Origin of the sequence: Idiomarina baltica OS145, assembly GCF_000152885.1 — a bacterium.
GTDB classification, from domain to species: domain Bacteria; phylum Pseudomonadota; class Gammaproteobacteria; order Enterobacterales; family Alteromonadaceae; genus Idiomarina; species Idiomarina baltica.
Window position 1 is genome coordinate 30,650 of the sequence record NZ_CH672409.1, and the last position, 13,340, is coordinate 43,989.

Consider the following 13,340-nt stretch of genomic DNA (forward strand, 5'->3'; position numbering starts at 1 on the left):
ATTCCTAAGTTCCGCAACCCGGCTATCTGAGATACATCTCAACACACTCTGAGACCCGTGGCTTTCCGTCCTCATCTCGCGATGAGTTTGGCAGTTAAACAAAATTAATTATTTAGCTGCAACCCGGCTATCTTCGTTTTTATTTTTAGAAGACCCGAAGCTTTCCGTCCCCGCCTCACGGAGGGTTTGGCCGACTCAAGTGGCAACCCACTTGAGTCGAAAAAAATAATAGATGAGCGTTTTAGTATTTGCCATAACGATTGCAACGTTTTATTGCAATCGATTGTTAAACCATTGTTTGTTAATAGTTTATTTTGTAAGCATTTTGTAAATACCGCACATCTGCGAACAACGGTTTGCTGATTAACTACCTTTTTTGACGTCGATTTAACACCAAAAATACAACTGGGATTAATACCATCGACACCAACGGCGCCAATACCATCCCACCCACCATCGGAGCGGCAATGCGTTGCATAACGTCATTACCAATACCGGCTCCAAGCATGATAGGTAATAATCCCACAATGATTGTAGATACTGTCATCGCTTTCGGGCGGACGCGTTTTAACGCCCCATCCTGTATTGCCTGTAGCAATTGCGAAGCATCGTTATTACGGGCTTTCCAGGCTTGGTTAAGGTAAAGCAACATGACAATACCAAATTCTGCAGCGACCCCCGCTAAAGCAATCATTCCGACAATTACAGCTAATGATAATTGGTAATCGAGTAAATAAATAAACCAAAGGCTACCTGCTAGCGCCAAAGGTAGGGTCGCGATAACAACTAACGCTTGCGATAGCGAGTTAAAAGCGCCGTAAAGCAGGCAAAGAATGAGTACCAATGTAATTGGAATGATTAGTTGCAAGTCTCGCTCAACCTGTTGCATCGCTTCAAATTGCCCTGTCCAGTTCCAGCTGTAACCGTCAGCGAGCGACAATGATTGAAGAGAAGGTGTCGTTTTTTCAATCAACTCCGAAGTCGTCACGCCCGCCTTCGGCTCAATAAAAATCCAGCTGCTGAGCCGTGCGTTCTCACTTTTTAGCACGGCAGGACCTGCGGTCAGCTGAATATCTGCGATATCACTCAACACTAACCAACGACCAGACTCACTGAAAAAAGGAAGTTGTTTAAGCTTTTCAATGTGATCCCGTGTCGCACGTGGATAACGAATATTGATCGGGAACCGTTGATCACCCTGAATAGATGTTGCTATTTGCTGCCCCCCTATCGCTTGCGAAATAAGTTGTTGTAGCTCATTTTGCGAAACCCCATAGCGAGCCGCTTCCTTTAATTTGGGCGAAATTTCGACATATCGACCAGACTGTGCACGTTCGGCTATGACAGAGCCTGTTGCAGGATGCTGCTTCAGCTGGTTTTCGATTTGCGTCGCAATATGCTGTAGCTGGCTCGGATTAGAGCCGCTGACTTTAATCGCCAAAGGTGTTTTCACCCCCGTTGCTAGCATTTCTATACGAGTTCTAATCGGCATGACCCAAGCATTAGTTACGCCTGGAATTTGTACGTACTGGTCAAGTTCAGCTTTAATATCCTCAATGGTCTTTCCCGCGGGCCATTCCGATTCGGGAGTTAAGGTTATGCTTGTCTCAATCATCGTAAGAGGAGCCGGATCAGTTGCTGTATCCGCTCTGCCAATCTTACCGAATACTCGCTCAACTTGAGGGTGTTGAGCTATCAATTTATCCGTCTGCTGTAACAGTTCAGACGCCTCTTCGACGCTAATGCCAGGCATCGTCGTCGGCATATACATTAAATCCCCCTCATATAAGGGAGGCATCAATTCATAGCCTAATTTTTGCCAAGGATAGACCGCGCTTGCAGTGATAGCGATGGCAAGTAACACCGTTACTTTAGGCCACTTCAATGACATATTAAGCGCAGGTCGATAGAACCAAACTAATACGCGAGTAATAAAATTACCTTCCTCTGATGGGATTTTACCGCGTATTAAAAAAACGATGAGCACTGGAATCAAAGTGATCGATAACAGCGCTGCACACGCCATCGCAAGCGTTTTAGTATATGCCAATGGTTCAAATAAGCGCCCTTGCTGCCCTTGTAACGCGAATATAGGAAGAAAACTAACGGTAATAATGAGCAACGAAAAGAACAGTGAGCCACCCACTTCGCGACACGCATCGAGTATCACTTTCTGACGTTCAGACGAATCAGGTTGTCGCTGTTGCTTGTCGGTAAATAATTGCAAATGTTTATGCGCATTTTCAATCATTACAATAGCCGCATCAACTAGAGCACCAATGGCTATCGCAATACCACCCAAACTCATTATATTCGCTGTAATTCCCATCAGGTTCATAATCCAAATGGCAATCAACACCGATAACGGTAAACTGATCACGGCGACAAGCGTCGAGCGGGCATGCAACAAGAAGATAAAGCAGATCACGGCGACAAACGCCATCTCTTCAATGAGCTTGCTACTGAGGTTATCAACTGATGCATTGATTAATTCAGAGCGGTCATAGGTCGTTACGACCTCGATGCCTTCGGGAAGACCTTGAGCAAGCTGTTTTAATTGAGCCTTTACGCGGTTAATCGTCTTTAACGCATTACTGTCATAGCGCATAACAATAATGCCACCCACCACTTCACCCTGCCCACCTAAATCGGCCACGCCTCTTCGTAATTCAGGTCCCACTCGAATATGCGCAACGTCTCCTAAGGTAACAACACCATCATTTGAGGAAGCTGGGCCAATCGGTAGCCTCTGAAAATCTTCGATAGATTGTAAGTAACCGAATCCACGCACCATGTATTCGGCCTCAGCCATTTCAATAACTGAGCCACCGACCTCTGAATTAGCATTTCGAATCGCTGCTGTGACATCCCCTAGGCTGATTTGATAGCGTTGCAGTTGCGTCGGATCAACGACCACTTGGTATGTCTCAACCATCCCCCCCACTCGGGCTACCTCAGCTACACCTTTAACACTCTGCAATCCTTGCTTTAAGTACCAGTTTTGGATTCGCGTTAACTCGCCTAAGTCATGCGTATTTGTTCGGTCCACCAGTGCATATTGATAAATCCAGCCGACACCGGACGCATCCGGTCCCAGCATCGGTTGAACTCCTGTTGGCAACTGTGCCTGTGCCTGATTCAAATACTCGAGTACTCGACTTCTTGCCCAGTAGGGATCTGTGCCCTCCTCAAATACGATATAAATATATGAGTCGCCGAAAAATGAAAAGCCACGCACTGACTTCGTGTTAGGGACGGACAATAAAGTACTCGACAAGGGGTACGTTACTTGCTCTTCAACCACCGCAGGGGCTTGACCTGGGTAGCTGGTCTTCACGACAACCTGGACGTCCGATAGATCGGGAATCGCATCGAGTTGCGTATCGCGTAACGATTGAAGACTGACGAGTGCTATCGCCGCGGCGAGTAACAGCACAAGCCAACGATGTCGTAAACTGAGTCCTATCAGAAAGTTAATCATGCGCGCCTCCATGCTGATGCTGATTCATCGGCATCACTGCTGACTGCTCGGGCAACAGGCCCCTTAAAGACGCCTCAGAGTCGAGCATGAACTGGCCATTAGTGACCACCTCTTCTCCCGCTTCGAGTCCACTTAATATCTGGACTTCATCACCCACCATTTGACCGACTTTCACCGCCCTTACAGTGAATTCATGGTCACTGCTTTTAACCACAACTCGGTTTTGCTTAGCAACTTGAATCAAGCTTGAGACAGGCACCACCAGCGTTGCGGGAAGTTTTGGTAGCTCAACATGAGCATTTAACCAACTACCGACCGCGAGGGTGTCACTTGATACGCTGAGCGGCACTCGGGCGCGAAGCGTTTGTGATGCCTCGTCTATCTCTGGATAAACGTAATCAACATGCCCCATCCAGTGACCTTGCACAGTGTTTGAAGCGATATGCACCATCTGCCCCGACTTAATCAGCGCACTATACCGCTGTGGTATATCAAGCATGAGCCAAAGTGACTGTTCACCACTAATGGTCATAACTGACTGTTCTGGCACGATATACATACCTTCTTGAATATTGAGCGCACTCACAAAACCCGACTGAGGTGCAAAGTAATCAACCGTGTAGCGCGTTTCTTTTGTTCGCTCTAATCGTTCAATTTGTTCGTCGGTCATACCGAGTAATTTGAGCCGCTTGCGACCACGGTTTTTAAAACTCGTTTGCTTTTCAGCTGAGCCAACTTGTTGTAGAGAATCAAGTAACTGCAAATAGTCATCTTGAGCGACAACTAAATCTGGCGCATAGACTTGATAAAGCGGGTCGCCTTTATTAACAGCCTCTCCCTCGACGTCCACATACAGCTTCTCAACCCATCCTTTCGCGCGTGGATGAATATGAATCTGTTCATTTTCAGCCCATTGCAGTTTCCCTTGCACACTCAGTTCAGGTTGAAGCGACTTTCGGGTCACCGAAGTCGTTGTCACGCCAATCGCCTGCTGTTGAGCGGCGGGTATTTCAAATAATGGCGATGTTATCGGACTTTGCTTGGCATGGTTCATATTCATATCCATGCTTTGGCTTTCCTTTAGCACCAAATCCATGCCACAAATAGGACACTTACCTGGTTCGTGTTGAGTGACTTCACTGTGCATTGGGCACACATAAACCGGCTCTTGTGCAGAGACAAACGGAGTTAATAGGATCAAAACGATCCATAAAATACGAGTATTCATGTTTCCACCTAATTAAAAAAACCAACGCTATTTTATTTAAAGTTGGTTAAGCCTTAGGTGGGCGTAGAATACCTTCGGAGGCATCAAGTAACTGGGCGATGGGTGCTGCAAAAACACCTTGGTAAGCGGTTACTTGAATATTGGAAGAGATAGAAAGAAGTCCCGCATGCGCGAAACAATGCTGTGTGCAATTATCGCAGGCGTGTGTGTCCTGCTCACAGTCGGATGAAGATGCGTGACGCTCAGCACTAGGCTGAGCGTCACCAGAGTCGCAGCAATCATGATGCGTCATCGTTGTTGTCATCGGCATGGCTTGAGCGTGAGTAGCGGGTAATACCCCACTCACGATTGTCAGAGCCATACATAGCAACAATACGATAGTTCTCATAACTGTATACGACTACCTATCCTCAAGTTATTACCAAATGGTAACACGGTTCTCTGGTGCTACGTAAAGCTCATCACCAGGCTTCACGTCAAAGGCTTCATAAAACGCAGGTACGTTGACCACCGTTCCGTTTACACGGTATTCGGCTGGCGAATGCGGATCGCTCAACACCTGTTGACGAATCGCATCTTCACGATACTTGCCACGCCATACTTGTGCCCAGCCGATGAATACACGCTGAGGACCTGTAAAGCCATCCATCACAGGCGCTTGTTCGCCGTCGAGCGATTTCATGTAAGCTTTATATGCGATAGTTAATCCTGCAAGGTCACCAATGTTTTCACCCAACGTCAGATCACCGTTGATGTTCACACCTTCGATAGGCTCATAAGCGCTGTACTGCGCTGACAATGCTTTACCCCGTTTATCAAAGGCTTCACGGTCGGCATCAGTCCACCAGCTGTTCAAGTTACCTTCACCATCATATTTAGAACCTTGGTCATCAAAACCATGGCCCATTTCGTGGCCGATAACGGCACCGATGCCGCCATAGTTAACAGCCATCTCAGCATTCATATCAAAGAATGGAGGCTGCAAGATACCCGCTGGGAAAACGATCTCGTTACGCACCGGGCTGTAATAAGCGTTAACCGTTTGTGGTGTCATGCCCCAGTCTTCTTCATCGACTGGACCGCCGATTTTCTCGATTTCTTCGTTGTAATTGAACTCAGCGTACGCTTTGTAGTTACCAACGAGGTCAGTCGAAGAAATATCTAAATCTGAGTAGTCACGCCACTCGTTTGGATAGCCTACTTTTGGATCGAACTTGGCGAGCTTTTCCAACGCTTTTTCTTTAGTTTCGTCGGTCATCCAATCTAAGCCTTGGATTGAATCTGCGTAAGCAGCACGCAAGTTTTCAATCAAGCCTTCCATCTTCTCTTTAGCTTCGGGCGGGAAGTATTCTTTGACGTATACCTGCCCTAACACTTCGCCTAACACGCTGTTAGTCGCATCCACGCCACGCTTCCAGCGCGGCTCTTGCTCTGGAATGCCACGTAACGTAGTACCATAGAATGCAAAACGGCGATCGGAGAAGTCTTCACTTAAGATTGAAGCGGCATCGTTGATCACTTTAAACGATAAATAGTCCTTCCACGTCTGCAGATCGACATCCGTGAACATCTCACCGAGTTTCTCGAAATACGATGGTTGACTGACAATCATGTTGTCGACATCGTTCAAGTCAGCGGCTTTCAAATAACGCGCAAAGTCAAAGCTACCAAGCAATTCATCGACTTCGCTTGCCGTCATTTTGTTGTAAGTTTTGTCAGCGTTACGGCTTTCAACACGCGTCCACTGTGCTTCGGCTAATTTTGTTTCCAGCTCTAGCACACGTTCCGCCGCCGCTTTTGCATTGTCAACGCCAGCCATTTCCATCACATCGCTGATGTACTCAACATACGCGGTACGGAACTCTTTAAATTTGTCTTCGTCGCTTAAGTAGTACTCACGATCCGGCAAGCCAAGACCACTTTGCGATACATACATCGCGTTAGTTTGTGGGTCTTTTGCATCCGGATAGACGTAGAAGCCGAACGGAATTGACGTGCTCATGCGGCTCATGTGTGCGAAGTATTCAGCAACGGACTCGTAGCTATCAAGCGCGTTGATCGACTCAAGATCCGACTGGATTGGCTTGGCACCGAGCTCATTCAACGTCTCAACGTCCATATACGCGTTGAAGAAATCACCCACTTTGCGTTCGTTAGTGCCTGCAGCCGCATTCATGTTGGCTGATTTCTCAATAATATTGTGTAGACGCTCTTGGTTGCGTTCACGCAAGTCAAAGAAAGAACCGACGGACGAGCGATCGTCAGGAATTTCGGTTTTTTCCATCCACGCGCCATTGACGTACTGATTTAGGTCATCTTGAGGACGCGCGCTTTTATCAAAGTTCTCTAGCACGATACCCGAGCTTAATTGCTGTTCTTGTTGTTTCTCGGCTGCGGGCTTCTGTTGGCTAGACTGTTCCGATTGCGCTTCTTGTTGCGGCGAACATGCGCCTAAAGCAAGTGCCATAGAGACACTCAGAGCAACGGTAGTTAATTTATTCATTGGTTGTCACCTGTTATTTAGTTTTTGTCGACTCATATCTACAAGTTCGAACAAATTAGCGCAAAATTAGGCGACAAGTAAAGAAAAACGGCAACATTCGCGATGAATGTTGCCGTTTTGCTGATAATTTACCGTAAACGAAAAGTTACTTTTTCTTTTTCGCTTTCGGGTTAGGCATATCAGTGATTGAACCTTCTTGAATTTCAGCAGCTAAGCCAACTGATTCATGTAAGGTTGGGTGAGCATGAACGGTTAATGCGATATCTTCTGCATCACAACCCATCTCGATCGCTAAGCAAACTTCACCTAACAACTCACCGGCGTTAGAACCACACATTGAACCACCGATGATACGGTTATTCTTATCAAAGATAAGCTTAGTCATACCTTGCTGAGCATTTGAGGCGATAGCACGACCTGATGCAGACCATGGGAAGGTTACTGCTTCGTATTCGATGCCTTTTTCTTTCGCTTCTTTCTCTGTTACACCGGCCCATGCTACTTCTGGATCGGTATACATGATCGAAGGAATTACCTTCGGCTCGAAGAAGTGTTTCTTGCCTGCAATCACTTCGGCCGCTACGTGCGACTCGTGAACGGCTTTGTGGGCTAACATCGGCTGACCAACGATATCGCCGATCGCGAAGATGTTGTCCACGTTAGTACGCATTTGGCTGTCCACTTCGATGAAGCCTTGCTCGGTGACCTTAACGCCCGCTTTATCAGCGTCGATCTTCTTACCATTCGGCGCACGGCCGACTGCGGTCAATACCACGTCATATTTAACGGGTTTCTCTGGTGCACCTTTGCCTTCAAAGGTGACATAGATACCGTCTTTCTTCGCTTCAACTTTAGTCGCTTTAGTGCTTAGCATGACGTTTTCAAAACGTCCTTTCACTTGCTTGTTGAAGCTCTTCATGATGTCTGCATCAGCAGGCGGTACCAATTGGTCCGTCATTTCAACAACATCAACTTTAGAACCCAGCGAGCTGTATACCTGGCCCATTTCTAGAGCGATGATACCACCACCTAGAAGAAGCATTTTTTCAGGGATTTCTTTCAGCTCAAGTGCATCGGTAGAGTCCCAAATACGCTCATCATCATGTGGGATGAAAGGCAATTTGATAGGTTGTGAACCGGCTGCGATGATTGCGTTTTCAAACTCAATCTCGGTGTTGCCGTCTTCACCTTCTACATTCAAAGTGTTGCTGCTCGTGAACTTGCCGTAACCGTTGACGACTTTCACTTTACGCATTTTAGACATTTGACCTAAACCGCCAGTCAATTGACCCACGACTTTTTCTTTGTGCTTACGGATCTTGTCTAAATCAATTTTAGGCTCGCCAAATTCGACGCCTTCGTTCGCCAATACTTTGGCATCTTCAATGTGCTTTGCTAAATGCAACAAAGCTTTTGAAGGGATACAGCCTACGTTCAAACAAACACCCCCTAAGGTGCTGTAACGTTCAACTAGAACCGTTTCTAAACCAAGGTCAGCGGCACGGAATGCTGCTGAATAGCCACCTGGGCCAGAACCTAACACTACTACCTGTGCTTTAATTTTGTCGCTCATGATAACCCCTTGTTATTCACGGCGGGTTGAGCTACCCACCGAGGTCCGTCAACGCTAAATGTGCGGTTATTGTAACGCCATTTAGATCGTATTTCTCGGTAAAATTGGTGCTTAAAGCACCAATTTACGAATATCACCTAAAACTTGGCTCAAATACGCTGTGAAACGCGCCGCATCTGCACCATCGATCACGCGGTGATCGTAGGACAGACACAATGGCAACATGAGTTTAGGTTCAAACTCTTTACCGTTCCACTTCGGCTTCATCTCATTACGCGATACGCCTAAGATAGCCACTTCTGGTGCATTAACGATCGGTGTAAATGCTGTGCCACCAATACCGCCCAAGCTTGAGATTGAGAAACATCCGCCTTGCATATCGGCTGCTTTCAACTTGCCGTCACGTGCACGCGCACTGACATCAACAAGCTCTTCTGACAGCTCATAAATGCCTTTCTTATCGACATCACGGATGACCGGTACAACGAGACCGTTCGGCGTATCCACCGCAATACCAATGTGCACATATTTCTTCATGATTAAGGCTTCACCCGACTCTGACAACGATGAGTTGAAATTCGGGAATTCACGCAATGCTTTCGCACACGCTTTCATGATGAACACCAATGGTGTGATCTTGAAGCCAAGATCTTGTTTCTTAGCGACTTCGTTTTCCGATTTACGGAACCGCTCAAGTTCGGTGATGTCCGCTTCATCAAACTGCGTGACGTGTGGGATAGTCACCCAGTTACGATGCAGGTTGGGACCTGATTTCCGCTGAATGCGCGATAACTGAACTTCTTCCACTTCACCGAATTTGCTGAAGTCGACTTTAGGTCCATCAATTACTTGCAGACCACCGCCGCCTTGGGACGTTTGTCCGGCGACTGCTTTCGGACGTGACAACTCGTACTTAACGTACTCTTGCACATCTTCTTTGAGGATACGGCTCTTAGGCCCAGTCCCTTTGACTTGCGATAGGTCGACGCCGAATTCACGTGCAACACGACGAACGGCCGGTGATGCATGAATCGGTGAACCATCTTTACGCTCGGTCGGATGATCCGGCACAGGCGGCTGACGTTCGCTGGTCGGCGTAGAGTTCGACTTAGCGGACGCTTTGTCGTCGCTCTCAGACTTCGAGGGTGCTTGCTCAGCCTTATCTTCGGATTTCGATGCTGATTTAGACTCGTCTTTGGTTGAGCTCGAACTACCGCCACTGCGCGTGACTTTCAACTTCGCGATCTTAGAGCCTTGCGATACTTTATCGCCGACTTTGACCAGCATTTCTTCCACTTCGCCATCTTCGGGGCATGGCACATCCATGGTGGCTTTGTCAGTTTCTAAGGTAATCAAGCCATCTTCTTTTTCGACCGAATCACCTTTGTTGACCAAGATCTCGATAATTTCGACATCTTCTTCATCGCCAATATCAGGGACTTCTACGTCAATCACTTCGCTCTCGCCACCACTTGCTGCTTCCTGCTCCTGGTCATCCTGTGCATCGTCATCGTCTTCCGGTGCGTCAGAGGATGAGTCATCAGAAGAGGATTCTTCCGTCGTGTCTTCGGCTTTGTCATCATCGCTGTCGTCGTCATCATCGGTGCTGTCGTCACTCGCCGCTTCGATGATAGCGAGGACGTCACCTTCTTTGATGGTGTCGCCTTCTTTTACTTTTAACTCGACGATTTTCCCGCCCTCAGAGGCGGGAATATCCATAGAAGCTTTGTCACTCTCGACTGTGACAACACCATCTTCTTTTTCGATGGTGTCGCCTGCACTGACGAGGATCTCAATGACTTCGACTTCTTCTCCGCCCACGTCGGGGACTTTGAGTTCAATCTTATCCGCCATATCAATACTCCTTATGCGTTACGTGGGTTAAGTTTATCGACGTCAATACCGTAGTCTTTGATCGCTTTGCTCAACACTTTTGCGTCAATGTCGCCGGCATCAACAAGCTCTTTAAGTGCAGCAACCACCACGTGGTTAGCGTCCACTTCAAAGTGCTTACGCAGATTTGCACGGCTGTCCGAACGACCAAATCCATCGGTACCCAAGACACGATACGAAGTCGGCACCCACTGACGCACTTGATCAGCGTATAACTTCATGTAATCCGTCGCTGCAACCGCTGGACCTTTCGCATCTTTCATTGCCTTAGTGATAAAGGCTTCTTTCGGCTCTTTATCAGCATTGAGCATATTGTGACGCTCAACATCTAGACCATCACGCGCCAGCTCGTTAAATGAGGTTACGCTGTACACAGTCGAGTTGATATCGAAGTCCTCTGCCAAGATGTCAGCGGCTTTGCGCACCTGCTCTAAGATCGTACCGCTACCTAACAGCTGAACATCGGCTTTAGCTTTCTTCTTAGCTTTCACGTCGTCGAGCTTATAAATACCACGTAAGATGCCTTCTTCGACACCTTCTGGCATTTCTGGCTGATGATAGTTTTCGTTCATTACAGTCAAGTAATAGAACACGTTCTCTTGGTCTTCATACATGCGCTTCAGACCGTCATGTACGATCACTGCAATCTCATAACCGTAGGTTGGGTCATAAGTAATACAGTTAGGCACCGTACCGAACAAGATATGGCTGTGTCCATCTTGGTGCTGCAACCCTTCGCCATTCAGCGTTGTACGACCGGCTGTACCGCCAATCAAGAAACCGCGTGTTTGGCTGTCGCCAGCGGCCCACACTAAGTCACCCACACGTTGGAAACCAAACATCGAGTAATAGATGTAGAACGGAATCATCGGCTCATTGTTAAGTGAGTAGCTTGTACCTGCCGCCACCCACGACGCCATTGCGCCCAGCTCGTTGATACCTTCTTGAATAACCTGACCTTTCTTATCTTCTCGATAATAGGCCACTTGATCGGCATCTTGCGGAGTATATTTTTGACCATGGTGCGCATAAATGCCCACTTGACGGAACAAGCCTTCCATACCAAAGGTACGTGCTTCGTCAGGAATGATAGGTACGACACGCTTACCGATTTTCTTATCTTTCAATAATGCCGTCAGTACGCGGACGAACGCCATCGTTGATGAAATTTCGCGGTCGCCTGAACCTTTCAGCACCGCATCAAACGCTTTCAACGACGGTAGCTCGAGCTCAACATCGCTCTCGGCGCGGCGAGTCGGCATGTAACCGCCCAATGCCTCGCGACGCTCGTTCATGTACTTCAGCTCTTCACTGTCTTCCTCAAACTTGTAGTAAGGCAGATCTTGTAGCTCTTCATCTTTGAACGGGATGTTAAAGCGATCACGTAGATGCTTGATGGCATCCATATCCATTTTCTTAACTTGGTGGGCGATATTTTTACCTTCGCCTGCCGCACCCATGCCGTAACCTTTCACGGTCTTCGCTAAGATAACTTGCGGACGCCCTTTGGTGTTCACTGCTTTGTGATAGGCCGAGTAAACCTTAACGGGATCGTGACCGCCGCGGTTTAGACGCCAGATATCTTCATCCGATAAGTTAGCGACCATTTCTTCGGTTTCTGGATATTTACCGAAGAAGTGTTCACGCGTATATGCGCCACCTTTTGCTTTAAAGTTCTGGTAGTCACCATCCACGGTTTCTTCCATCAACTCACGCAACTTACCTTCGGTATCGCGATAAAGTAGTGGATCCCAGTAGCGACCCCAGATTACCTTGATAACTTCCCAACCTGCACCGCGGAAGGTGCCTTCCAGCTCTTGGATAATTTTACCGTTACCACGCACCGGACCATCTAAGCGTTGCAAGTTACAGTTGATAACAAAGGTCAAGTTATCTAAGCCTTCGCGTGATGCCAGGCTAATCGCACCCAAGCTTTCTGGCTCATCGGTTTCACCATCGCCCATAAAGCAATACACGCGTTGATTTGAGCAGTCTTTAATGCCACGGTCAGTCAAATACTTCAAGAAACGGGCGAGGTAGATCGCCTGAATTGGACCCAAGCCCATTGATACGGTCGGGAATTGCCAGAAATCAGGCATCAGGTTCGGGTGCGGATACGAAGGCAAGCCTTTGCCGTCGACTTCTTGGCGGAAGTTATCCAGTTGCTCTTGAGTCAAACGACCTTCGATAAACGCACGGCCATAAATACCCGGCGATGCGTGGCCTTGAATAAATAGGAAGTCACCCCCGTCGCCCTCACTCGGTGCGCGGAAGAAGTGGTTAAAGCCGACATCATATAGCATCGCTGAGGACGCAAAACTCGCAATGTGACCGCCGAGTTCCTCACCTTTCTGTGACGCACGCAAAACCATCATCGCCGCGTTCCAGCGAATGGCTGAACGAATACGCGCTTCCATGGTTTGATTGCCCGGCATGGTCGGTTCCTGACTCGCCGGAATAGTATTTAAGTAGGAAGTGGTTGGACGATAAGGCAAATACGCACCGTTACGACGCGCTTTATCAATCAGTTGCTCCAACAAGAAGTGTGCGCGATCCGGACCTTCGGCGTCCAGAACGCCTTCGAGCGCATCAAGCCACTCCTGCGTTTCTTGCTGGTCAACATCTTGTTTGTTTTCTTCACTCATAGCTATTCCTTTCATTC

General features: G+C 47.7%; 7 protein-coding genes and 2 riboswitches. All 7 genes read right to left on the reverse strand.

Annotated elements, in window-relative coordinates; all coding sequences use genetic code 11:
- Positions 1-9: 9 nt before the first annotated feature.
- Positions 10-102: riboswitch (cyclic di-GMP riboswitch) on the reverse strand.
- A 12-nt stretch (positions 103-114) separates the two neighbouring features.
- Positions 115-201: riboswitch (cyclic di-GMP riboswitch) on the reverse strand.
- Between the two features lie 166 nt (positions 202-367).
- The 7 genes from OS145_RS11705 to aceE all read right to left on the reverse strand — a co-directional run bounded on the left by OS145_RS11705 (position 368) and on the right by aceE (position 13,323).
- The gene (locus OS145_RS11705) at positions 368-3,481 is read right to left on the reverse strand and encodes an efflux RND transporter permease subunit (protein ID WP_006956731.1); all 3,114 of its coding nucleotides are present in this window, start codon (positions 3,479-3,481) and stop codon (positions 368-370) included.
- Positions 3,474-4,709: an efflux RND transporter periplasmic adaptor subunit gene (locus OS145_RS11710; RefSeq protein WP_006956734.1), complete on the reverse strand. Its 1,236-nt coding sequence runs from the start codon at positions 4,707-4,709 to the stop codon at positions 3,474-3,476. The genes OS145_RS11705 and OS145_RS11710 overlap by 8 nt, the downstream gene beginning before the upstream one ends.
- 46 nt (positions 4,710-4,755) lie before the next feature.
- Positions 4,756-5,070: a hypothetical protein gene (locus OS145_RS13335; protein ID WP_006956736.1), complete on the reverse strand. Its 315-nt coding sequence runs from the start codon at positions 5,068-5,070 to the stop codon at positions 4,756-4,758.
- A 57-nt stretch (positions 5,071-5,127) separates the two neighbouring features.
- A complete protein-coding gene (locus OS145_RS11715) occupies positions 5,128-7,212 on the reverse strand; it encodes a M13 family metallopeptidase (protein ID WP_006956737.1) in 2,085 nt (694 codons plus the stop codon).
- A gap of 145 nt (positions 7,213-7,357) precedes the next feature.
- Positions 7,358-8,785 (reverse strand): dihydrolipoyl dehydrogenase, encoded by a 1,428-nt coding sequence (gene lpdA / locus OS145_RS11720; RefSeq protein WP_006956741.1) that lies wholly within the window; start codon positions 8,783-8,785, stop codon positions 7,358-7,360.
- A 111-nt stretch (positions 8,786-8,896) separates the two neighbouring features.
- Entirely contained in the window at positions 8,897-10,639 is a 1,743-nt protein-coding gene (gene aceF, locus OS145_RS11725) for a dihydrolipoyllysine-residue acetyltransferase (protein WP_006956743.1), read from the reverse strand.
- 11 nt (positions 10,640-10,650) lie between these two features.
- Positions 10,651-13,323, reverse strand: a complete 2,673-nt coding sequence (gene aceE / locus OS145_RS11730) for a pyruvate dehydrogenase (acetyl-transferring), homodimeric type (RefSeq protein WP_006956745.1) — start codon at positions 13,321-13,323, stop codon at positions 10,651-10,653.
- Between the last annotated feature and the right edge of the window lie 17 nt (positions 13,324-13,340).

Coding starts and splice junctions, on each gene's coding strand:
- OS145_RS13335 (WP_006956736.1), bottom strand. CDS start 5,070: ATGGCTCTGACAATCGTGAGTGGGGTATTACCCGCTACTCACGCTCAA.
- OS145_RS11705 (WP_006956731.1), bottom strand. CDS start 3,481: ATGATTAACTTTCTGATAGGACTCAGTTTACGACATCGTTGGCTTGTG.
- aceE (WP_006956745.1), bottom strand. CDS start 13,323: ATGAGTGAAGAAAACAAACAAGATGTTGACCAGCAAGAAACGCAGGAG.
- OS145_RS11710 (WP_006956734.1), bottom strand. CDS start 4,709: ATGAATACTCGTATTTTATGGATCGTTTTGATCCTATTAACTCCGTTT.
- lpdA (WP_006956741.1), bottom strand. CDS start 8,785: ATGAGCGACAAAATTAAAGCACAGGTAGTAGTGTTAGGTTCTGGCCCA.
- aceF (WP_006956743.1), bottom strand. CDS start 10,639: ATGGCGGATAAGATTGAACTCAAAGTCCCCGACGTGGGCGGAGAAGAA.
- OS145_RS11715 (WP_006956737.1), bottom strand. CDS start 7,212: ATGAATAAATTAACTACCGTTGCTCTGAGTGTCTCTATGGCACTTGCT.